At 71.3% G+C, this 20,475-nt stretch carries 23 protein-coding genes; 17 read left to right on the top strand and 6 right to left on the bottom strand.

The window, feature by feature from the left end; genetic code table 11:
- Nucleotides 1-74 precede the first annotated feature (74 nt).
- Nucleotides 75-239, bottom strand: coding sequence for a hypothetical protein (locus OO70_RS55425; protein ID WP_199827393.1), 165 nt, complete (start codon nucleotides 237-239; stop codon nucleotides 75-77).
- A gap of 224 nt (nucleotides 240-463) precedes the next feature.
- Between OO70_RS55425 and OO70_RS24300 the strand changes: the two genes are divergently transcribed.
- The 4 genes from OO70_RS24300 (at nucleotide 464) to OO70_RS24285 (ending at nucleotide 4,456) form a co-directional block, all read left to right on the top strand.
- Nucleotides 464-1,690: an NYN domain-containing protein gene (locus OO70_RS24300; protein WP_043675337.1), complete on the top strand. Its 1,227-nt coding sequence runs from the start codon at nucleotides 464-466 to the stop codon at nucleotides 1,688-1,690.
- A 124-nt stretch (nucleotides 1,691-1,814) separates the two neighbouring features.
- Complete coding sequence (locus OO70_RS24295; RefSeq protein WP_043675334.1) at nucleotides 1,815-2,795, top strand: ABC transporter ATP-binding protein; 981 nt, start codon at nucleotides 1,815-1,817, stop codon at nucleotides 2,793-2,795.
- 94 nt (nucleotides 2,796-2,889) lie between these two features.
- Entirely contained in the window at nucleotides 2,890-3,717 is an 828-nt protein-coding gene (locus tag OO70_RS24290; RefSeq protein ID WP_043675331.1) for an ABC transporter permease, read from the top strand.
- Between the two features lie 34 nt (nucleotides 3,718-3,751).
- Nucleotides 3,752-4,456, top strand: a complete 705-nt coding sequence (locus OO70_RS24285) for a DUF2567 domain-containing protein (protein ID WP_043675328.1) — start codon at nucleotides 3,752-3,754, stop codon at nucleotides 4,454-4,456.
- Between the two features lie 508 nt (nucleotides 4,457-4,964).
- On the opposite strand, the gene ybaK is transcribed toward OO70_RS24285, so the two are convergent.
- The 4 genes from ybaK to OO70_RS24265 all read right to left on the bottom strand — a co-directional run bounded on the left by ybaK (nucleotide 4,965) and on the right by OO70_RS24265 (nucleotide 9,086).
- Nucleotides 4,965-5,477 (bottom strand): Cys-tRNA(Pro) deacylase, encoded by a 513-nt coding sequence (ybaK, locus tag OO70_RS24280; protein WP_043675325.1) that lies wholly within the window; start codon nucleotides 5,475-5,477, stop codon nucleotides 4,965-4,967.
- 16 nt (nucleotides 5,478-5,493) lie between these two features.
- Nucleotides 5,494-6,237, bottom strand: a complete 744-nt coding sequence (locus OO70_RS24275) for an LON peptidase substrate-binding domain-containing protein (RefSeq protein WP_043675322.1) — start codon at nucleotides 6,235-6,237, stop codon at nucleotides 5,494-5,496.
- Nucleotides 6,238-6,248: 11 nt separating this feature from the next.
- On the bottom strand, nucleotides 6,249-7,382 hold the full coding sequence (locus OO70_RS24270; RefSeq protein ID WP_051741548.1) for a hypothetical protein: 1,134 nt from the start codon (nucleotides 7,380-7,382) through the stop codon (nucleotides 6,249-6,251).
- 129 nt (nucleotides 7,383-7,511) lie between these two features.
- The gene (locus tag OO70_RS24265) at nucleotides 7,512-9,086 is read right to left on the bottom strand and encodes a hypothetical protein (RefSeq protein ID WP_043675317.1); all 1,575 of its coding nucleotides are present in this window, start codon (nucleotides 9,084-9,086) and stop codon (nucleotides 7,512-7,514) included.
- A 171-nt stretch (nucleotides 9,087-9,257) separates the two neighbouring features.
- Between OO70_RS24265 and hisD the strand changes: the two genes are divergently transcribed.
- From hisD to OO70_RS24215, 10 genes are all read left to right on the top strand, one after another.
- Nucleotides 9,258-10,580, top strand: coding sequence for a histidinol dehydrogenase (gene hisD / locus OO70_RS24260; RefSeq protein ID WP_043675314.1), 1,323 nt, complete (start codon nucleotides 9,258-9,260; stop codon nucleotides 10,578-10,580).
- A complete protein-coding gene (locus OO70_RS24255; RefSeq protein ID WP_043675311.1) occupies nucleotides 10,577-11,686 on the top strand; it encodes a histidinol-phosphate transaminase in 1,110 nt (369 codons plus the stop codon). The genes hisD and OO70_RS24255 overlap by 4 nt, the downstream gene beginning before the upstream one ends.
- Nucleotides 11,683-12,276 carry an imidazoleglycerol-phosphate dehydratase HisB gene (hisB, locus tag OO70_RS24250; protein ID WP_043675308.1) on the top strand — a complete coding sequence of 198 codons (594 nt, stop codon included), beginning with the start codon at nucleotides 11,683-11,685 and terminating at the stop codon, nucleotides 12,274-12,276. Before OO70_RS24255 ends, hisB begins: the two co-directional genes overlap by 4 nt.
- Nucleotides 12,273-12,437, top strand: a complete 165-nt coding sequence (locus tag OO70_RS55420) for a hypothetical protein (protein WP_043675305.1) — start codon at nucleotides 12,273-12,275, stop codon at nucleotides 12,435-12,437. The genes hisB and OO70_RS55420 overlap by 4 nt, the downstream gene beginning before the upstream one ends.
- Nucleotides 12,428-13,087, top strand: coding sequence for an imidazole glycerol phosphate synthase subunit HisH (gene hisH / locus OO70_RS24240; RefSeq protein WP_043675302.1), 660 nt, complete (start codon nucleotides 12,428-12,430; stop codon nucleotides 13,085-13,087). The genes OO70_RS55420 and hisH overlap by 10 nt, the downstream gene beginning before the upstream one ends.
- On the top strand, nucleotides 13,087-13,815 hold the full coding sequence (gene priA / locus OO70_RS24235) for a bifunctional 1-(5-phosphoribosyl)-5-((5-phosphoribosylamino)methylideneamino)imidazole-4-carboxamide isomerase/phosphoribosylanthranilate isomerase PriA (protein ID WP_043675299.1): 729 nt from the start codon (nucleotides 13,087-13,089) through the stop codon (nucleotides 13,813-13,815). Before hisH ends, priA begins: the two co-directional genes overlap by 1 nt.
- Nucleotides 13,812-14,225 (top strand): RidA family protein, encoded by a 414-nt coding sequence (locus tag OO70_RS24230; protein WP_043675296.1) that lies wholly within the window; start codon nucleotides 13,812-13,814, stop codon nucleotides 14,223-14,225. Before priA ends, OO70_RS24230 begins: the two co-directional genes overlap by 4 nt.
- Nucleotides 14,222-14,977 carry an imidazole glycerol phosphate synthase subunit HisF gene (hisF, locus tag OO70_RS24225; protein ID WP_043675294.1) on the top strand — a complete coding sequence of 252 codons (756 nt, stop codon included), beginning with the start codon at nucleotides 14,222-14,224 and terminating at the stop codon, nucleotides 14,975-14,977. The genes OO70_RS24230 and hisF overlap by 4 nt, the downstream gene beginning before the upstream one ends.
- 123 nt (nucleotides 14,978-15,100) lie before the next feature.
- Nucleotides 15,101-15,688, top strand: coding sequence for an ArsR/SmtB family transcription factor (locus tag OO70_RS24220; protein ID WP_043675291.1), 588 nt, complete (start codon nucleotides 15,101-15,103; stop codon nucleotides 15,686-15,688).
- Between the two features lie 22 nt (nucleotides 15,689-15,710).
- A complete protein-coding gene (locus OO70_RS24215) occupies nucleotides 15,711-16,961 on the top strand; it encodes an MFS transporter (protein ID WP_043675288.1) in 1,251 nt (416 codons plus the stop codon).
- 24 nt (nucleotides 16,962-16,985) lie between these two features.
- Here OO70_RS24215 and OO70_RS24210 read toward each other — a convergent pair whose 3' ends face one another.
- The gene (locus OO70_RS24210) at nucleotides 16,986-17,621 is read right to left on the bottom strand and encodes a TIGR03085 family metal-binding protein (RefSeq protein WP_043675285.1); all 636 of its coding nucleotides are present in this window, start codon (nucleotides 17,619-17,621) and stop codon (nucleotides 16,986-16,988) included.
- 105 nt (nucleotides 17,622-17,726) lie between these two features.
- On the opposite strand from OO70_RS24210, the gene hisI reads away from it, so the two are divergent.
- Genes hisI through OO70_RS24195 form a run of 3 tightly spaced genes read left to right on the top strand, consistent with a single transcriptional unit; the run spans nucleotide 17,727 to nucleotide 20,345 of the window.
- Nucleotides 17,727-18,161 carry a phosphoribosyl-AMP cyclohydrolase gene (gene hisI, locus OO70_RS24205; RefSeq protein ID WP_043675282.1) on the top strand — a complete coding sequence of 145 codons (435 nt, stop codon included), beginning with the start codon at nucleotides 17,727-17,729 and terminating at the stop codon, nucleotides 18,159-18,161.
- An 11-nt stretch (nucleotides 18,162-18,172) separates the two neighbouring features.
- Nucleotides 18,173-19,651, top strand: a complete 1,479-nt coding sequence (locus tag OO70_RS24200; RefSeq protein WP_043675279.1) for an anthranilate synthase component I — start codon at nucleotides 18,173-18,175, stop codon at nucleotides 19,649-19,651.
- A gap of 52 nt (nucleotides 19,652-19,703) precedes the next feature.
- Nucleotides 19,704-20,345: a TIGR02234 family membrane protein gene (locus OO70_RS24195; protein WP_043675276.1), complete on the top strand. Its 642-nt coding sequence runs from the start codon at nucleotides 19,704-19,706 to the stop codon at nucleotides 20,343-20,345.
- Nucleotides 20,346-20,475 lie beyond the last annotated feature (130 nt).

Here is a 20,475-nt window from a genome sequence, read left to right as displayed (position 1 = left end):
GCAACAGACGTGACCGAGGGGCGCATCCGTCGACGGATGCGCCCCTCGGTGTTCAACACGCCTTAGAGCGGGCCTCAGTTGTGGCCGAAGCGCTTCTCCCGGCCCTTGCGGGCCATGTCGCTCGGAGTCGCCTGGGATATGCGCTGTTCGGCCTGGTCCTGCATCGAGGACGACTTGGCCTGCTCCTCGGCGCGCTCGGACTGCGGCTGCTTACGGTCACGGTGCTTGTTCTTGGCCATGGTGATCTGCCTCCTGAGGGGGATCTAGGGGCCAGGGCCGCGACCAGATTCACATAGGCTGACGAAGAACGCATTTCGGATAATTACCGTGTGTGACATGGTTGATGCGAGAGAGAAGCCCCGAAACGCCACGCCGAAGATCGAGTTCGGGCCGTTAACCCCTGTGCGGTCGGGCAGACTCGAAGCAAGCCCGAAGTGAACCGACCGGGAAGAGGGTGAGTCGCGTGGACCGCTGCATCGTCCTGGTGGACGCCGGGTATCTGCTGGGGGCGGCGGCCAGTCTCCTCGCCGGAGAGCCCTCGCGTTCCCGGATCACCGTCGATCACGCCGCCCTCATCCAGGGACTGCGCGAGCGCGCCGAGTCCGACACGGAGCGGCCCCTGCTCCGCATCTACTGGTTCGACGGCGCCCCCGACCGCGTCCCGCAGCCCGAGCACCGCAGGCTGCGCGTGATGCCCCGCGTGACCGTCCGCCTCGGCGCCCTGACCCGCAGCGACGGCCGCTGGGCGCAGAAGGGCGTCGACGCCGCCATGCACGCCGAGCTGACCGAGCTGGCCCGCAACCGCGCCTGCTCCGACGTCGTGCTCGTCACCGGCGACGGGGACCTGCTGCCCGGCATGATGGCCGCCAAGGAGCACGGCGTCGCCGTACACCTGTGGGCCGTACAGGCCGCGGACGGGGACTACAACCAGTCCGAGGACCTGGTCGCCGAGGCCGATGAGCGGCGGGTGCTCGACCGGACGTGGATCACCAAGGCCGTACGGGCGAAGGACCTCGGCGGGGTGTGTGCGCCGCCGCCCGTGCCGCGGCCGGAGATCGCCGCGATCCTGTCCGCGCCGCTGCCGGAGTCCGCGCCGACGGCGGCGCCCGAGCGGGGCGCCGAGGAGAGCGAGCACGCGGCGGCCGAGGCCGGCTCGGAGAACGGCACACAGGAGCGGGTGCCCGCGGTCAGGGGCGTGCCCACCCCGAAGGACCTGGCGAGCCTGAAGGCCCCGGGTGCCGCCCAGCCCGCGCCGCATCCCGCGAGCGCGACCCTGCGCTGGTCCTCCGACAAGGGCTGGGTCGACCGGCCGGGCGGCGCCACCGAGTCGCCCGAGGTCGCCTCGATGCCGACGCTGGCGCAACTGACCACCGCCGAGCAGCGCTGGGCCGACCGCGAGGAGGACATCACCACGGTCGGCGGCGACCCCTTCGAGGTGGGGCAGGTCTTCGCCCGCCGGTGGATGGGCCGGCTCGGCGACCAGGGCAGCCACCTGCAGAAGCTGTCCGGGATGTATCCGCGCGTCCCGCACCGCATCGACGGCGAACTGCTGCGCTACGCCGCCCGCTTCGGACTCCTCGCCCACAAGGACGACCAGATCGACGAGCACGACCGGTACGCGATCCGGGCCGGGTTCTGGCGCGAGATCGACGTCCGGACGGCGGCCGAGCACGCCCCTGCCGGAGAGTGACGCTCTTTACCGGCGTATTTGTCGTTATGGACCAACCCGAGGGCGGGCGGGGCTCCGCGACCCCGTACCCTCGTCCCTTGTGAGTACGCGCGCGGGACAGGCACTTCGACACGGTGGGGATGTCGTGTGTGCGGTGCGCGGACTCGGCAAGACCTATCCGGCGGTGCGCGGACGGCGCGGTGCGCCGGGCACCCCCGAGGTACGGGCCACCGACGACGTGACCCTCGACATCCGCCAGGGCGAGATCTTCGGGCTGCTCGGGCCGAACGGCGCCGGCAAGTCCACCCTCGTACGCCAGCTGACCGGGCTGATGCGGCCCGACGCCGGCAGCGTCGAGATCCTCGGCCACGACATCGTGCGCCACCCGGAGCGGGCCGCGCGGATCCTCGCCTACCTCGGCCAGGAGTCCTCCGCGCTCGACGAACTCACCGTGTCGCTCGCCGCCGAGACCACCGCCCGGCTGCGCGGCCTGGACCTGCGCGACGCACGGGCCGAACGGGACGCCGTACTGGACGAGCTGGGTCTTACGGCCCTCGCCGGCCGGCCGCTCAAGAAGCTGTCCGGCGGGCAGCGGCGGCTGGCGTGTGTCGCCGCCGCGCTGGTCGGGGAGCGGCCGCTGCTGGTGCTCGACGAGCCGACCACCGGGATGGACCCGGTCGCGCGTAGGGCCGTGTGGTCCGCCGTCGACCGGCGCCGGGCCGAGCGCGGGACCACCGTCCTGCTCGTCACCCACAACGTCATCGAGGCCGAGACCGTCCTCGACCGGGTCGCCGTCCTCGACCAGGGCAAGGTCATCGCCTGCGACACCCCCGCCGGGCTCAAGGAACAGGTCGCCGGAGAAGTACGGGTCGAGCTGGTGTGGCGGGAGAAGCCGCCGCTGGACGTCCCCGAGGTCGCCGCGCTGCGCGACCGGGCTGTGGAGTCCGGGCGCCGCTGGACACTGCGGCTGGCCCCCGAGGAGGCCCGGGTGGCCGTCGCCACGGTGACCGGCGGGGCCGCGTTCGCCGCCCTGGACGACTTCACCCTGGCCACGCCCAGCCTGGAGGACGTGTATCTGGCACTGGGCGGGAACGCGCGGAGCGCGCAGGGGCTGGTGAAAGCATGAGTACACGGGCCGCCGTATCCGTATGGGACAGAGCGATCGCCGTTGTGTCCGTATGGGACAGGGCGACTGCCGACGTCGAGAGGAGCAGCGCGACGTGACTGTCGTATCCGCCGATGTTCTGCCGAGTGGTCCCCTGGCCGTGCCGGAGGCCGCCGGGACGGGCGCTGCCGAGCTGGGGCCGAAGGCGCGGCTGTGGCCCTCCATGGCCGCCGTGTACCGGGCACAGCTGTCCCGGGCGCGGGTCGCGCGGATTCCGCTGCTGTTCGTGGCGACCTTCCAGTCGGTCGGCATCCTGATCATGATGCGCGGGGTCGTCGACGGCGGGAGCCACGACGCCCAGTTCGTCGTCGCCGGTTCGTCCGTGCTCGTCGTCGCCTACGTCGGGCTGAACCTGCTCGCGCAGTACTTCGGGCAGCTGCGCGGCAGCGGCGGGCTCGACCACTACGCCACCCTGCCGGTGCCGCCCGCGGCCGTGGTGCTGGGCGCCGCGGGCGCGTACGCCTCCTTCACCGTGCCGGGGACCGTGCTGACCGCCCTCTTCGGGTGTGTGCTGTTCGGGCTGCCGATGGGGAACATCTGGATCCTGGCGGCGGTGGTCCCGCTCGCCGGGGCCGCGCTCGCCGGGCTGGGCGCGGCTCTCGGGCTGCTTGCGCCTCGCCCTGAACTCGCCACGCTGCTCGGGCAGTTGGGCATGTCCGGGGCTTTGTTGTTGGGTGTGCTGCCGGCTGATCGGATGCCGGACGCGGTGCGGTTCCTGCGGGACCTGGTGCCCTCGACGTACGGCGTGGAGGCCTTCGCGCAGACGTTCGGGGCGCATCCGGACTGGGCGCTCGTCCTCGGTGACCTCGCCGTATGCGCCGGAGTCGGCGTCGTTTCGCTGACCGTCGCCGCCTGGGCCTACCGTCGGGCTGCCGTCCGGTGACGCGCCGCACAGCCGGGCCTGGCACGATGTCAACGTGACCGCACCGCTGACTCCGCCTCCGCCGCCGCGTGACCAGTCCCCGCACGATCCGTGGCAGCCCCCGGGTGACCCGGGCACCTCGGGTGCCGGTTATCCCCCGTACGCCCCGCAGGACGCGTCGTACGGGGCGGACGGCCCCGGATGGAAGACCGAAGCGATCGAGGCCGTCGTCGTCACGGTCGGCCTCGCGCTCACCGGGGTGCTGCTCGGACTGCTGTGGTGGTGGCTGGCGCCGCATGTGCCGCTGGTCGGGGACGTGGTCGACAAGAGCTGGGTCGTCTACCTCAAGGACTCCGAGGGTGAGCAGGCCGTGGGGGTGGACGGAACGTTCACTCTGCTCGCGGTGGCTTTCGGGGTGCTCAGCGCGGTCGCCGTGTTCCTGTTGCGGCGGCGTGGGGGAGTGCCGCTCGTCGTCGCGGTGACCGTGGGTGGGCTGCTCGCCTCGTTGCTCGCCTGGCGGCTGGGGATGTGGCTCGGGCCCACGAAGGATGTGCTCGCGCACGCGAAGTCCGTGGGTAAGGGGGTTACGTTCTCGGCGCCGCTGAAGTTGGGGGCGAAGGGGGCGTTGATGGTGTGGTCCGTTGCCGCGCTGGTTGTGCATCTTGGGCTGACGGCGCTGTTCGGGCCTCGGGATCCGGAGCCGGTGTATGTGCCGCAGGGGCCGGTTCCTCAGGACGGGTACGGGGCGCCGCTGTCGTAGGGGCTCCGGTGTGTGGGGGTGTGTGGTGGGTGCGGCGAGGAGATTTTTTCGCCCCCGCCGCCCCTACCCGTCCCATCCCCAGGGGCTGCCGCCCCTTCGGCCCCGCCCGGGGGCTGCGCCCCCAGACCCCCTTCGGCCTGAACGGCCTCGTCCTCAAACGCCGGACGGGCTGAGTGATACGGGCCGGCGTCGAGAAGTGACGTCCCCTCCGGGGGGCGGGGGGCGGGATGGATGGCCTCGTTCTCGGACGCCGGACGGGCTGAGTGGTGCCGACCGGCGTCGAGAAGTGGCGCCCCCTCGGGTGGGTGGGGGTTCGGGACGGCCTGGCTCGTCCTCGGACGCCGGACGGGCCGAGTGATGCGGGCCGGCGCCGAGAAGTGACTGAACTACGTCTACGCCGGCCGGTGTCCATGGTTCGAGCGGCGTTTCTTGATGCGCCACTTTCGTTTCCTGGTTTTCTTCGACATGCCCCTTGTGCTTAACCGAGGACGGAGGCGCCGTCGAGGGGTCACGCACGTCCGATGGGGGCCAGTACCGCTTCCGTGAGGGTCGTCAGATCCTTGGGGGAGAGTTCCACCTCCAGGCCTCGGCGGCCCGCCGAGACGCAGATCGTGGGGTGGGCGGAGGCCGAGTCGTCGAGGACCGTGCGGAGCTTCTTGCGTTGGCCGAGGGGGGAGATGCCGCCGCGGACGTAGCCCGTGGTGCGTTCGGCGAGGGTCGGGTCGGCCATCGTGGCGCGTTTGCCGCCCAGCGCTGAGGCCAGGGCCTTCAGGTCGAGTTGGCCTGCTACCGGGACCACCGCCACTGTCAACGCGCCGTCCACGTCCGCCACCAGGGTTTTGAAGACGCGGTCCGGTGAGACGCCCATCGCTTCGGCCGCCTCCTCGCCGTAGGACGGGTGGGAGGGATCGTGGTCGTAGGAATGGATCTCGTACGGCACTCCCGCGGCCGTCAGGGCCACGGTCGCGGGGGTGCCGCCCGACTGGGGGTGCTTCTGCTGTTGCTTCGGCTTCTTCGCCATCAAAAGAACTCCGGCCTCAGTTCAGGCTTGTCGGGCCTCGGGTCAGCTCCGACGCGGGCAGGGACGGCAGGTTACGGATGATGGCCGTCTCGGAGCGAAGGAGTTTCAGTTCGTCGCGGAGGCGGGAAGCCGTGTCGGGGGCTTGGAGAAGGCGTTGTTTTGTTGCCGTGTCCAGCATCATTGCCGCGGCGACCAGGTAGGAGACGACCGCCGGTTCGTCGGGGAGTTCGGCCTCGCCGGTCGACAGGGTGCGCTCCCGGGCACCGGCGAGGCGCTTCTGGTACTGGCGGAACGCGCGTAGCACGCCCTCCGCGAGCGCGCCGGCCTCGTCGCCCTTCTCCTCGGGCAGTTCCTCCAGCTCGGCCGTCAGGAACGGGCCCGAGGCGTCCACGGAGAGCAGCCGCATCCGGGTCGTGCCCGTCGCCAGCACCTCGAAGGTGCCGTCGGCGCGCTCCCGGATGGTCGCCGCGTCGGCGACGCAGCCCACGGAGTGGAAGGCCTTGAGCGGGTCGGGGCCGAAGCCGGCCGTAGGCCCGCGTTCGGGCACGGCCGTCTGGTCGGGCATGCCCGGGGCGGTCGACGCCACCTCGTGGCCGTCGCGGATGGCCACGACGGCGAATCGGCGCGATTCCTCCTCAGGGGTCTTGAGCAGATCGCGCATCATGGCGCGATAGCGCTCCTCGAAAATGTTCAGAGGAAGCACGAGCCCCGGGAACAGAACCGAGTTCAGGGGGAAGAGGGGCAGCCGGACGGTGGTCACGGCGCAAAAGCCTAATGGTCGCCGGAGCGGGCACGTCCGCCGTGCTCACTCCGTGGATACCCGGGTGCGTCCTCGAAGGCCCACGGTTGTCGTGGAATCGCCGCGAGACCGGGTGGAATCGGGCCGCCCAGCGGCAGCTCCGAGGCCACCGCGAGCCGTACTCCGTCGCGCACTTCCAGGAACTGGCCCAGGGGATCGTCCGAGAGCCGGTCCCAGGGGAAGGACGTGGCGTACGGGCCGATCAGACGGAGTTGGTCGAGCGCGTCCGTCCAGCGTTCGAGGCGGACGAGGACGTAGGTCAGGAGGTTGCGGACCTCGGCGGGCCAGGGGTCGGCCGCCGCGTACGTGGCCGACAGGGCGATCGCGAGGTCGGCCGCCGCGTCCAGCCGGGCGCGGGGCACCGTGGGGCCGCAGCCGTCGGTCAGACAGGCGAAGGCTGCCCGCACGGGCAGTGCCTGGACGAGCGAGCCGGGCAGGGCGTCCTGCGCGGCCGGTTCGGCGAAGTCGAAGCCCTCGCGGTGCGAGCAGCGGGCGGTGTGGGGCGTGTTCCCCCACTGGGCGCAGCAGGGCGCCGACAGGTACTGGAGGGCCGCCACATGGCAGCCGTAGTGGTGCGGGGAGCGGCGGACCGCCTCGCCCCACAGCCGCTCGAACTCGGCGTGCCCGGCGTTCGTCCCCCGCGCGTGATCGAGGGCGATGCGCCAGGGCACCGGGTCGCGCGGCTCGGCCTGCGCCGCCACCGCGATCAGCGGGCCCAGGTCGCGCAGCAGCTCGGCGCGGGCCGGCGACTCCCAGCAACGGTCCACCGCCAGCTGGACCTCGACCAGCAGCGCGTCCGGGTCCTCCGGGGCGGCGGCGCACCAGTTGTCCAGCCACTCGGGGCGGCTGCGGGCGAACGCGGCGAGCCGGAGCGCGTAGCGGTCGCGGTCCTCCCACGCGGCGCCGGCGCGGGTCGTGGCCAGCAGCTCGGCCGCGGGCCCGTACTCGCCGCGCCCCGCCGCGACCAGCGCGGGACCGAGCCGGTCGTCGGGCGCGTCGAGGAGAACCTCGTCGTCGGCCGGCAGCCCGGCGGCGAGCCGCGAGGTGTTCCTTGCCATCCGGGCGGTGCGGATGAACGCGCGCAGCAGAGCCATGGTGTCGACCATTGAAAGACCGTCGATCCGGAGTGCGCCAGACCGATTGAGCACCCGGCTGAAAGTTGTACGCGCCTCGGTCAAGGGCGGGTAAAAGGTGACTATTGCTCATCTGTTCGAGTGCTGTGCACCTGGTCTCCCTCAGCCGCGTCTGAGCAGCCTCGTGGCCCCCGCCGCCACCGTCGTCGCCAGGATCCAGCCCAGCATGATCAGCGCCACGGACAGCCACTGCCAGCCGCCGTGCAGCTGCCACTGACCCGCCTGCCCCAGGTCGATCACCGGCAGCAGCAGATCCAGGGCGAACAGGGCGGGGCTCCACGGCGGATGCCCGTTGCTGTTCACCGGCGCGTGGTCGGCGTGCGCGAAGGCCAGCGAACTCGCCGCCCACAGCACCGCCATCCATACGGCGGCCCGGCCCGGCCGGTACCCGTAGGCGACCGTCCAGTCCTGCACGAACCCCCACACCTTGGCCGCGACCGGCAGACTCTCCCGGCGCCGGCGCTGCTTGGCGAGCAGCACCTCCCGCGCGTCCACGTCCTCACCGGCGTTGCGCAGCACGGTCGCGAGCCGCTCGTACGGCTCCGGGTTGTACTCGGGGGTCGCGGCGGCCACCCAGCCGAGGCGCGCGTCCAGCGGGAACGGGCCCTGCGGTACGAGGTTCTCGTACCCGAAGCCGCCCATGTGGAGGTTGCCGGGACCCGGCCAACTGTCCGCCCGGTCGATCAGGTTGACGACCCGCGCCCCCGACAGCACCACCTTGCCGCGCTGCGGTCTCTCCCCGAGGAAGCGCAGCTCGGGTGTCTGCACCCGCAGCAGCGACAGTTCCTGCTCGTCGGTGAAGGTGAACCGGGCCCGCTCCAGGTCCACCGCGTCCCCGAACCGTCCGTCGTCCAGGCGAACCCCGCCCTGGCACTCGAAGCGCTGGATGCGGGTCCCGCGCGCGGGTGTCGTGCCGCTGCGCCAGGGGCCGCCGACGCCCGCCGGGGTGAGGTACAGGGTGCGGCCGACGGTCAGCTGCGGGGCGTTCAGGGCGAGCCGGGTGTACGGGTTCGCCAGCCGGGCGCCGCGCAGGCTCAGCGAGACGCCTACCTTGGCGCTGCGCAGGCTCAACTCCCCGTGCGATTCGAGGAGTTCGGCCTGGAGATCCTGCCCGACGGTCATCCCGTCCGCGGCGATGGAACGGCCCGTGCGGTCCCGGTAGACGATCGCCTGGTTGAGCAGCAGATCGGTGCCGATGTGCGCGTCGGTGAGCCGCAGGCCGTTGTGGAAGCGGCAGCGCGGCAGATGCAGATCACCCTCCGTGTGCACCCGCGCCGCCTCCAGCCGCGGCACCGAGCAGTTCACCAGCCGTACGGTCTGGAAGCGGGCCTCCGGCAGCAGGATCTCGTGCTCGAACCGGCAGTTCTTCAGCTCGACGTACGGCGCTACGGTGCCGCCCGCGAGGTCCAGGGTGCCGGTGATGCGCAGCCCCGTGAGCTTCAGGGAGGCCACCCGGCCCGACAGCGGGGGCGGGCCGTCCAGGAGGAGCCGGCAGACGATGCGGGCCCGCACGGTCCGCGCGTCGCCCCATGGATACCCGCCGTGCGGATCGTCGACGACGGTGTCGCCGCTGCTCAGGTCGTACACACTGCCGTTGCGGAAGGCCTGCCACATGCCCAGCTCGGCGGCGGTCGCGTCGTCCGGCACATCCCCGGGGAGGCCGGCACCCTCGGTCACTGCTCTTTCATCCCTCTCAACTACTCACGGGTATCGCACAGCTGTTCATGCCCGCTGAGTGACCCCCGGAACACTAGACGTGAAGGGGATCTTCCGGGTTCCGGCCACGTTCTGTATCAGCCATTGATATGCGCGAGCAGCGCCCGATGACCGTCTGCGAGAATTGCTCCTGTGATCTCCCGAATCGATCTGCGCGGCGACGCCCTCCCCGATGGGCCCGCCCTGCGCGACCTGCTGCCCCGAGCCGACTTCGACGTCTCGGCCGCCCTCGAGAAGGTGCGTCCGATCTGCGAGGCCGTGCATCATCGGGGCGACGCGGCGCTGATCGACTTCGCCGAGAAGTTCGACGGCGTACGGCTGACTTCGGTACGGGTCCCGGCGCAGGCGATCGCTGACGCGCTGGAGCAGCTCCCCCCGGACGTGCGCGCGGCCCTGGAGGAGTCCATCCGGCGCGCCCGGCTCGTCCACCGCGAGCAGCGCCGTACGACCCACACCACGCAGGTCGTGCCGGGCGGTTCCGTCACCGAGAAGTGGGTGCCCGTCGACCGGGTGGGGCTCTACGCGCCCGGCGGTCGGTCGGTCTACCCGTCCTCCGTGATCATGAACGTCGTCCCGGCCCAGGAGGCCGGCGTCCCGTCGATCGCGCTCGCCTCGCCCGCGCAGGCCGAGTTCGACGGCCTGCCGCACCCGACGATCCTCGCCGCGTGCGCGCTGCTCGGCGTCGACGAGGTGTACGCCGCCGGTGGCGCGACCGCCGTCGCGATGTTCGCCTACGGCACGGAGTCCTGCGCCCCCGCCGACATGGTCACCGGGCCCGGCAACATCTGGGTCGCCGCCGCCAAGCGCTACTTCACCGGGAAGATCGGCATCGACACCGAGGCCGGCCCGACCGAGATCGCGGTCCTCGCGGACGACAGCGCCGACCCGGTGCACGTCGCCGCCGACCTGATCAGCCAGGCCGAGCACGACCCGCTCGCCGCGGCCGTCCTGGTCACGGACTCCGTGACGCTCGCGGACGCCGTCGAGAAGGAACTGGAACCCCAGGTCGCGGCCACCAAGCACATCGAGGACCGGATCGTCCCGGCCCTGAACGGCAGGCAGTCCGCGATCGTCCTCGTCGACGGCATCGACGAGGGCCTGCGGGTCGTGGACGCGTACGGCGCCGAGCACCTGGAGATCCAGACGGTCGACGCGGCCACCGTGGCCGACCGGGTGCGCAACGCGGGCGCGATCTTCGTCGGACCCTGGGCGCCCGTCTCCCTCGGCGACTACGCGGCCGGCTCCAACCACGTGCTACCGACCGGCGGTTGCGCCTGCCACTCCTCCGGCCTTTCCGTGCAGTCGTTCCTCCGGGGCATCCACATCGTCGACTACACCCGCGACGCCCTCGCCGACGTGGCGCATCACGTGGTGACGCTGGCGGAGGCGGAGGACCTGCCCGCGCACGGCGCGGCGGTCAAGGCAAGGTTCGGTTGGAAGGTGCCCGGCAAGTGAGCTTCGGAATCGACGATCTTCCCGTACGGGACGAGCTGCGCGGCAAGTCCCCATACGGCGCGCCCCAGTTGGACGTCCCCGTACGGCTGAACACCAACGAGAACCCCTACCCGCTGCCCGAGGCCCTGGTCGAGCGCATCGCCGAGCGCGTCCGCGAGGCCGCCCGCGACCTCAACCGCTACCCGGACCGGGACGCGGTCGAGCTGCGCACCGAGCTGGCCAACTACCTGACGAAGACCGGCAATTACCGGGTCGGCGTCGAGAACGTGTGGGCGGCCAACGGCTCGAACGAGGTCATCCAGCAACTGCTCCAGACCTTCGGCGGTCCCGGCCGTACGGCGATCGGCTTCGAGCCGTCGTACTCGATGCACGCGCTCATCGCGCGCGGCACGGGGACCGGTTGGATCTCCGGGCCGCGCAACGAGGACTTCACCATCGATCTCGCCGCCGCCGAGCGGTGGATCGCCGAGAACAAGCCCGACGTCGTGTTCATCACGACCCCCAACAACCCCACGGGCAACGCGGTTCCGCCCGAGACGGTCCTCGCGCTGTACGAGGCGGCCCAGGCCGCCAAGCCGTCGATGGTGATCGTCGACGAGGCGTACATCGAGTTCAGCCACGGCGACTCGCTGCTGCCGCTGCTCGAAGATCGGCCGAATCTCGTCGTCTCCCGGACCATGTCGAAGGCGTTCGGCGCCGCGGGCCTCCGCCTCGGCTACCTCGCCGCGCACCCGGCGGTCGTGGACGCCGTCCAACTCGTACGGCTGCCTTACCACTTGTCGGCCGTCACCCAGGCGACCGCGCTGGCCGCCCTGGAGCACACCGACACACTGCTCGGGTACGTGGAGCAGCTGAAGTCCGAACGGGACCGGCTGGTGGGCGAGTTGCGGGCGATCGGCTACGAAGTCGTCGAGTCCGACGCGAACTTCGTGCAGTTCGGACGGTTCGCGGATTCCCACACCGCCTGGCAGGCGATCCTCGACCGGGGCGTCCTGATCCGCGACAACGGCATCCCGGGATGGCTGCGGGTGTCCGCCGGGACCCCCGAAGAGAACGACGCGTTCCTCGACGCGGTCCGTGAACTGAAGAAGGAGCAGAGCGCATGAACCGCGTAGGACGTGTGGAGCGGACGACCAAGGAGACGTCGGTCCTCGTCGAGATCGATCTCGACGGCCATGGCAAGGTCGACGTGTCGACAGGGGTCGGCTTCTACGACCACATGCTGGACCAGCTCGGCCGGCACGGTCTGTTCGACCTCACCGTGAAGACCGAGGGTGACCTGCACATCGACTCGCACCACACCATCGAGGACACCGCCCTCGCGCTCGGCGCCGCCTTCAAGCAGGCGCTCGGCGACAAGGTGGGGATTTATCGATTCGGGAACTGCACTGTTCCGCTCGACGAGTCCCTCGCCCAGGTGACCGTCGACCTGTCCGGCCGCCCGTACCTCGTGCACACCGAGCCCGAGAACATGGCGCCGATGATCGGCGAGTACGACACCACGATGACCCGGCACATCCTGGAGTCCTTCGTCGCCCAGGCCCAGATCGCGCTGCACGTGCACGTGCCGTACGGGCGCAACGCGCACCACATCGTGGAGTGCCAGTTCAAGGCCCTCGCCCGCGCCCTGCGGTACGCCTCCGAGCGCGACCCGCGTGCGGCCGGCATCCTCCCCTCCACGAAGGGCGCGCTGTGACCGGCCTCTCCAGCCTCCTGATCGTCGTCGGACTCTTCCTCCTCGGCGGGGTCTACTCCTTCGTCAAGCAGAAGATGCCGGCGAGCCTGATCGTGCTGGTCTCCATCGGCGCGGCGATGTGTCTGGTCGCGGGGGTCATGCGATTGGCGGTGTGGAATTGAGTGCGTCCACGAACGCGTCGAAGAAGGTGGTCGTCTTCGACTACGGCTTCGGGAACGTCCGTTCCGCCGAGCGTGCCCTCGCGCGCACCGGCGCCCAGGTCGAGATAACGCGTGACTACGACAAGGCCATGAACGCGGACGGGCTGCTGGTGCCGGGCGTCGGCGCCTTCGCCGCCTGCATGCAGGGCCTGAAGGAAGCGCGCGGCGACTGGATCGTCGGCCGGCGGCTGGCCGGCGGGCGCCCGGTGATGGGCATCTGCGTGGGCATGCAGATCCTGTTCGCGCGGGGCATCGAGCACGGCGTCGAGACCGAGGGCCTGGACGAGTGGCCCGGCTCGGTCGAGCCGTTGCAGGCCGAGATCGTGCCCCACATGGGCTGGAACACCGTGGACACCCCGGCGGGCTCCCAGCTCTTCGCGGGACTCGACGCGGACGCGCGCTTCTACTTCGTGCACTCCTACGCCGTCCACGACTGGTCCCTCGAAGTCGTGAACCCGGCGATGCGCGCCCCCCTGGTGACCTGGTCGACGCACGGCAAGCCCTTCGTGGCAGCCGTGGAGAACGGCGCCCTGTGGGCCACACAGTTCCACCCCGAGAAGTCCGGCGACGCCGGAGCGCAGTTGTTGAACAATTGGATCGGAACCCTCTGATGCCTTCGAAGCTCGAACTCCTCCCCGCCGTGGACGTCCGCGACGGCCAGGCCGTCCGCCTGGTGCACGGCGAGTCCGGGACCGAGACCTCCTACGGCTCCCCCCTGGAGGCCGCCCTCGCCTGGCAGAGCTCCGGCGCCGAGTGGCTGCACCTCGTCGACCTGGACGCCGCGTTCGGCACCGGCGACAACCGCAAGCTCATCGCCGAGGTCGCCGGCGCCATGGACATCAAGGTCGAGCTGTCCGGCGGCATCCGCGACGACGACACCCTCGCCGCCGCCCTCGCCACCGGCTGCACCCGGGTGAATCTCGGCACCGCCGCGCTGGAGACCCCGGAGTGGGTCGCCAAGGTCATCGCCGAGCACGGCGACAAGATCGCGGTCGGCCTCGACGTACGCGGCACGACCCTGCGCGGACGCGGCTGGACCCGTGACGGCGGCGACCTCTACGAGACGCTGGACCGCCTCAACTCCGAGGGCTGCGCCCGGTACGTGGTCACCGACATCGCCAAGGACGGCACCCTCCAGGGCCCCAACCTGGAGCTGCTGCGCAACGTCTGCGCGGCGACCGACCGCCCGGTCGTGGCCTCCGGCGGGGTCTCCTCCCTGGACGACCTGCGGGCCATCTCCGAGCTGGTAGCCCTCGGTGTCGAGGGCTCCATCGTCGGGAAGGCCCTGTACGCGAAGGCGTTCACTCTGGAAGAGGCCTTGGAGGCGGTGGCCCGGTGACCGAGCTACGACGCGTGTCGACCGGCGCGCCCTGGGAGGACGCCTTCGGCTACTCCCGCGCGGTGGAGCTGCCCAACGGCCTGGTGCTGGTCTCCGGGTGCACGTCGATAGTGGACGGCGAGATCGCCGGGGGCGGTCCCTACGAGCAGACGGTCAACGCGTTCAACGTCGCGTTCTCCGCGCTGGACCAACTGGGCCTCGGCCCCGCCGATGTGGTGCGCACCCGTATGTACATCACCCACGCCCGGGACGTCGACGACGTGGGCCGCGCACACAAGGAGCTGTTCGACGCGATCCGGCCCGCCGCATCCATGATCATCGTGTCCGGCTTCGTCGACCCGAGCCTGGTCGTCGAGGTCGAGGTGGAGGCGTACCGGACGGAAGCGCGTGGCGAGGAGGGCTCGTCATGACCCTCGCCGTACGCGTGATCCCTTGCCTGGACGTGGACAACGGCCGGGTCGTCAAGGGCGTCAACTTCCAGAACCTGCGCGACGCGGGCGACCCCGTCGAGATGGCCAAGGTCTACGACGCCGAGGGCGCCGACGAGTTGACCTTCCTGGACATCACCGCGTCCTCCGGCAACCGCGAGACGACGTACGACGTGGTCCGCCGCACCGCCGAGCAGGTCTTCATCCCGCTCACCGTCGGCGGCGGCGTCCGCACGGCCGAGGACGTGAACAAGCTGCTGCGCGCGGGCGCGGACAAGGTCGGCGTCAACACGGCGGCGATCGCGCGCCCCGAGCTGATCCGGGAGATCGCGGAGCGGTTCGGGCGACAGGTGCTGGTGCTGTCGGTGGACGCGCGTCGTACGGAGTCCGGTTCCTTCGAGGTCACCACCCACGGCGGCCGCAAGGGCACCGGCATCGACGCCGTCGAATGGGCGCACCGGGCCGCCGAGTTGGGGGCGGGGGAGATCCTGCTCAACTCGATGGACGCGGACGGCACGAAGGACGGCTACGACCTGGAGATGATCGCGGCGGTCCGCAAACACGTGACCGTACCGGTCATCGCCTCCGGCGGCGCGGGCAAGCTCGCGGACTTCCCGCCGGCCGTGGCCGCCGGTGCGGACGCGGTGCTGGCCGCCTCCGTCTTCCACTTCGGCGATCTGCGGATCGGTGAGGTCAAGCAGGCGCTGAGGGAAGCGGGGCACCCGGTTCGGTGATCCCCTGAGAGGTGTTGTAAGCCCCGGCTGCCTGGTGGTCGGGGCTTACTTGCGGGGAGATGCGAAAGGGAAGTTGCGCAAAATATGTTGCGCAACTTTCCTTTCGTATCTAGCGTGGGGTGCGTGACCTCGAAAGAGACCCGTGCCATCACCGATCTGGGGACGCTCAAGGCGTTCGCGCACCCGCTGCGCCTCAAGCTGTACCGGGCGTTGTACGTGGCCCGCACCGCCACCGCCTCGCAACTCGCCGACCAGGTCGACGAGGCTGTCTCGCTGGTCAGCTACCACCTGCGCAAGCTCGCCGAGCACGGGCTGATCGAGGAGGCCGAGCAGCAGAGCGGTGACGGCCGGGAGCGCTGGTGGCAGCCCGCCGCGGAGGGTCTGACCGTGCGGCACGAGGACATGAAGGACGCCCCGGAGAAGCTCGCCGCCCAGGGCGTGCTCACGCGGACCCTGCTGGAGCAACGCGTCGACCTCTACCGGCGCCACCTCGACGAGTCCGAGTCCTGGAGCGACGAGTGGCGCTCGGCCGGTTTCGAGAGCGAGTACCTCCCACGACTCACGGCGCCCGAACTCGCCGAACTGCAGCACGAGTTGGACACCCTGATCAAGAAGTACCAGGTCAGGGGGCGGGCCGCCGAGCAGGCGGGCGACACCCAGGGCCGGGAGAACGTCGCGATCCACCTGTACGGCTTCCCGTTCCGCGTCTGAGCCCCGGAGAGGACGAACTCCCGTGACCACCGCGCTCATAACTCCCCGCACAGCCACCGCCGGACCCGCTCACCGCGACCCCAACGTCCTGCGCTGGCTCGCGGCCTACGCGTCCTCGATGGTGGGCGACAGCGTGTACTACATCGCCCTGTCCTGGGCGGCCGTACAGCACGGCTCACCCGCGCAGGCCGGTGCCGTGATGGCGGTGAGTGCCGTGCCGAGTGCCCTGTTGATGCTGGGCGGGGGAGTGATCGCCGACCGGTTCGGGCCGCGCAGGGTCGTCATCGGGAGTGACGCGGTGCGCTGCGTGGCGGTGCTGGCGGTGGCCGCGCTGCTGTTCCTGACGAGCCCGGGGCTGTGGCCGCTGGCGTTGCTCGCGGTGGTGTTCGGCACCGTGGACGCCGTGTTCATGCCGGCCGTGGGCGCCCTCCCCGCGCGCGTGACGACCCGCGACCAACTCGCGCGCGTGCAGGGCATGCGGGGGCTCGCGATCCGCTTCGCCAACGTCGTCGGCGGTCCGCTCGGCGGCCTCGGTGTCGCGGTCGGCGGCGCGGCGGCGGCGTTCGGACTCGCCGGGCTGCTGATCGCGGTGTCGGTGCCGTTGCTGATCTCCGTACGGATGCGGGAACTGCCCGCCGACGACAAGGCCGACGCCCGTCCGACAACCCCGCTCGGCGACCTTCGGGCCGGCCTGCGCTACATCCGGGGCCACCGCGTCCTCGCCCCCCTGATGCTGGCCATCGCGCTCGGCGACCTCGGCTTCGTCGGCCCGCTCAACGTGGGACTGACGCTGCTCGCCCACGAACGCGGCTGGGGCGCCTCCGGCATGGGATGGGTGCTCTCCGGCTTCGGCGTCGGCGCCGGGGCGGCGGCCCTGCTGCTGACCGTCCGGGGCCGACTGCCGTACGCCGGGCAGGTCGCTGGCTACGCGATCATCGCCGGTTCCGTCGCCATAGGCGCCCTCGCCCAGGTCCCGAGCGTCCTCGCGGCCGTCGGCGTCGCCCTGCTCATCGGGCTGCTCGCCGGTCTCAGCGGCGCCATGTGCGGAGCTCTGCTGCAGACCCAGTCCGACCCCGCCTACCTGGGCCGCGTCACCGCCGTCTCCAGCCTGGTCAGCCTCGGCTTCGCCCCGCTCAGCATGCCGCTGTCGGCCGCGGCGATCGGGGCGTGGGGCACGGGCCCGGTGTTCGTGGCCAGCGCGGTGGTCTGCGGTCTCGGCGGGGTGATCGCGCTGTGCGTCCGCGACCTGCGGCGCGCCGAACTCCCCAACTGACCCGGCCTGTTCACCACTGCGGGCTCAGATCCCCAGTTGCTTGGCCTCCTGGAGCTTGGCGATCGCGTTCTCGTCGCCGTCCAGTTCCACCTTGGCCACGCTCTGGCGGCCGTGGGCGAACATCAGCAGCTCCGAGGGCTCGCCGGTGACCGTCACTACCGGTGCGCCCTTGTGGGCGACCGCCGTCTGGCCGTCGGGGCGGCGCAGCACCAGGCCGGTCGGCGCGGTGCGGCCCATCAGGCGGGCCATGCGCTCCAGGCGGGACCACAGGGCGTCCTGGAACACCGGGTCCAGCTCGCGGGGGGTCCACTCCGGCTGCGCACGCCGTACGTCCTCCGTGTGGACGTAGAACTCGACCGTGTTGGACGCCTCGTCGAGCTGCTTGAGCTGGAACGGGGAGAAGCGCGGCGGGCCCGTACGGATCAGCTGGATCAGCTCCTCGTACGGCTTCGCCGCGAACTCCGTCATCACCCGCTCCAGGCGCGGCGCGAGCTGCTTGATCATGATGCCGCCGGCGGCGTCGGCGCGGCGCTCCCGCACCACCACGTGCGCGGCGAGGTCACGGGTCTGCCAGCCCTCGCAGAGGGTCGGGGCGTCGGGCCCCGTCGTCTCCAGGAGGTCGGCGAGAAGAAGTCGTTCACGCTTGGCGAAGGTCGACATACCGTCAGCCTACGACCGCCCGTCCCCTCCGCACAGTGGACGCCTGGCCAGTCCGCACAGTGGACGTCTGCCGGGACTGTCAGTGGGGCGCGGCACAATGGCCCCATGACCAGCACGCCCCAGCCCAGCAGCCTCGATCCCGAGATCGCCGCCCGCCTCAAGCGAAGCGCCGACGGGCTCGTCCCCGCCATCGCCCAGCAGTACGACACCGGTGAGGTGCTGATGCTCGGCTGGATGGACGACGAGGCGCTGCATCGGACGCTGACGACCGGCCGCTGCACCTACTGGTCCCGCAGCCGTCGGGAGTACTGGGTGAAGGGCGACACCTCCGGCCACTTCCAGCACGTCAAGTCGGTCGCCCTGGACTGCGACGCGGACACGGTCCTCGTGAAGGTCGACCAGGTCGGCGCCGCCTGCCACACCGGCGCCTGCACCTGCTTCGACGCCGACGTGCTTCTCAAAGAGGACTTCAACGAAGACCTCAAAGAAGGCCTTCTTAAAGAAGGTGCTGATTCCAGCACCGCCGCCTCGGATCAGTAGGGTCAGCCGCCATGGACCTCGAGACGTTCCGCAAGCTGGCCACCGACCGTCGCGTCATTCCGGTCACCCGCAAGCTCCTCGCCGACGGCGACACCCCGGTCGCGCTCTACCGCAAGCTCGCCGCGGAGCGCCCCGGCACCTTCCTCCTGGAGTCCGCGGAGAACGGCCGCTCCTGGTCCCGGTATTCGTTCGTGGGCGTGCGAAGCGCTGCCACCCTCACAGCCCGTGAGGGCCAGGCCCACTGGCTCGGCACCCCGCCCGTCGGCGTCCCGGTCGACGGCGACCCGCTCGCCGCCCTGCGGGCCACCATCGAGACCCTGCACACCCCCCACCAGGAGGGCCTGCCGCCCTTCACCGGCGGCATGGTCGGCTATCTCGGCTACGACATCGTCCGCCGCCTGGAGAAGATCGGCCCGGGGGAGCGGGACGACCTCAAGCTCCCCGAGCTGACCATGCTCCTCACCAGCGACCTCGCCGTGATGGACCACTGGGAGGGCTCGGTCCTGCTGATCGCCAACGCGATCAACCACAACGACCTCGACACCGGTGTCGACGAGGCGTACGCGGACGCGGTGGCCCGCCTCGACGCCATGGAGGCGGACCTCTCCCGCGCGGTGGCCCAGCCGCCCGCCCAGCTCCCGCCCTCCGAGCTTCCGGAGTACACCGCGCTGTGGGGCGGCCCCGACTTCAAGGAGGCCGTCGAGGACATCAAGGAGCGCATCCGCGCGGGCGAGGCCTTCCAGGTCGTCCCCTCCCAGCGCTTCGAAACACCGTGCACGGCAAGCGCGTTGGACGTGTACCGGGTGCTCCGGGCGACCAACCCGTCCCCGTACATGTACCTGTTCCGCTTCGACGGGTTCGACGTCGTCGGCTCGTCCCCCGAGGCTCTCGTCAAGGTCGAGGACGGCCGCGCGATGGTCCACCCCATCGCCGGCACCCGGCACCGCGGGGCCACCCCGCAGGAGGACCAGGCTCTCGCCGACGAACTCCTCGCCGACCCGAAGGAACGCGCCGAGCACCTCATGCTGGTCGACCTCGGGCGTAACGATTTGGGACGTGTCTGCGAGCCCGGCTCGGTCGAGGTCGTCGACTTCATGTCCGTCGAGCGGTACTCGCACGTGATGCACATCGTCTCGACGGTCACCGGCCGCGTGGCCCCGGGCCGTACCGCCTTCGACGTCCTGACGGCCTGCTTCCCCGCCGGCACCCTCTCCGGCGCGCCCAAGCCCCGCGCGATGCAGATCATCGACGAACTCGAGCCGTCCAGGCGGGGGTTGTACGGCGGCTGCGTCGGCTACCTCGACTTCGCGGGCGACTCCGACACCGCCATCGCCATCCGTACGGCCCTCCTCCGCGACGGCACCGCCTACGTCCAGGCGGGCGCCGGCATCGTCGCCGACTCGGACCCCGAGATGGAGGACCAGGAGTGCCGCAACAAGGCCGCGGCGGTGCTCCGCGCGGTGCACACGGCGAACCGGCTCGGGCAATAGGACGAGGGTCATATGAACCCCGGGTGACGGTTCGCCCGGGGTTGGAGCGATAGTGGACTACGTGACTGCTGCTGTTCCACACCCCCGTTCCGAAGGCGAAGGCCCCGCGCGCGCCGGCCGCCGCAGCCTCGCCGTGGCCCTGCTGAGCGGTGCGCTCGGCGCGGCCGTGGCGCTGCTGGCCACCCGTCAGCGCTGGTCGATGGGGACCGCGACGGTGGCCGGCGACGCGTTCCCGCTGAGCGTCAAGGGCAGCGACGTCACGGGCGTGCCCGCGGCGCTCGCCATAGTGGGCCTCGCCGCGCTCGTCGCCGTCTTCGCCGTCCGCAGGACGGGCCGCTTCGCGGTCTCCGCCCTCCTCGCGCTCTCCGGCGCGGGCATCGTCGCCGCGGCCCTCCTCGGTGCCACCGACAGCTCTGCCCTCGACGACAAGGCCGCGCAGGCCTCCGGCGACACCTCGTCCGTCGTGCACGCCTTCGACCACACCGCCTGGCCCTACGTCGCCGCGGTCGGCGGCGGCCTGATCCTGCTGGCCGGCCTGCTCGCCCTGCTCTACGGCCGCCGCTGGCCCGCCATGTCCGGGCGCTACGAACGCAACGGCACGCCTCGCCCCCGGCGGGCCCCTGTGGTCGACCCCGACCGGCCCGAGGACATCTGGAAGGCGTTGGACCGGGGCGAGGACCCCACGGGGGCGTAAGCGCACCGCTGGGAGAGCAGGCGATGCGCCGGGCCGTCGGTTGGGTGCGGCATCGTCGTGGCTGGGCGCGCCCACGCGGCGGAGCCGCAGATTGACACAGCCCCGCGCCCCTTTGGGGCGCTCCCGAACC

Source organism: Streptomyces xylophagus, assembly GCF_000716435.1.
Lineage (GTDB): Bacteria > Actinomycetota > Actinomycetes > Streptomycetales > Streptomycetaceae > Streptomyces > Streptomyces xylophagus.
The sequence above is the reverse complement of the archived record's forward strand: the minus strand, read 5'-3'. Positions and strand labels throughout refer to the sequence as shown.

Coding starts and splice junctions, on each gene's coding strand:
- priA (WP_043675299.1), top strand. CDS start 13,087: ATGCCTTCGAAGCTCGAACTCCTCCCCGCCGTGGACGTCCGCGACGGC.
- hisB (WP_043675308.1), top strand. CDS start 11,683: ATGAACCGCGTAGGACGTGTGGAGCGGACGACCAAGGAGACGTCGGTC.
- OO70_RS24210 (WP_043675285.1), bottom strand. CDS start 17,621: ATGTCGACCTTCGCCAAGCGTGAACGACTTCTTCTCGCCGACCTCCTG.
- hisF (WP_043675294.1), top strand. CDS start 14,222: ATGACCCTCGCCGTACGCGTGATCCCTTGCCTGGACGTGGACAACGGC.
- hisI (WP_043675282.1), top strand. CDS start 17,727: ATGACCAGCACGCCCCAGCCCAGCAGCCTCGATCCCGAGATCGCCGCC.
- ybaK (WP_043675325.1), bottom strand. CDS start 5,477: ATGGCGAAGAAGCCGAAGCAACAGCAGAAGCACCCCCAGTCGGGCGGC.
- OO70_RS24270 (WP_051741548.1), bottom strand. CDS start 7,382: ATGGTCGACACCATGGCTCTGCTGCGCGCGTTCATCCGCACCGCCCGG.
- OO70_RS24200 (WP_043675279.1), top strand. CDS start 18,173: ATGGACCTCGAGACGTTCCGCAAGCTGGCCACCGACCGTCGCGTCATT.
- OO70_RS55425 (WP_199827393.1), bottom strand. CDS start 239: ATGGCCAAGAACAAGCACCGTGACCGTAAGCAGCCGCAGTCCGAGCGC.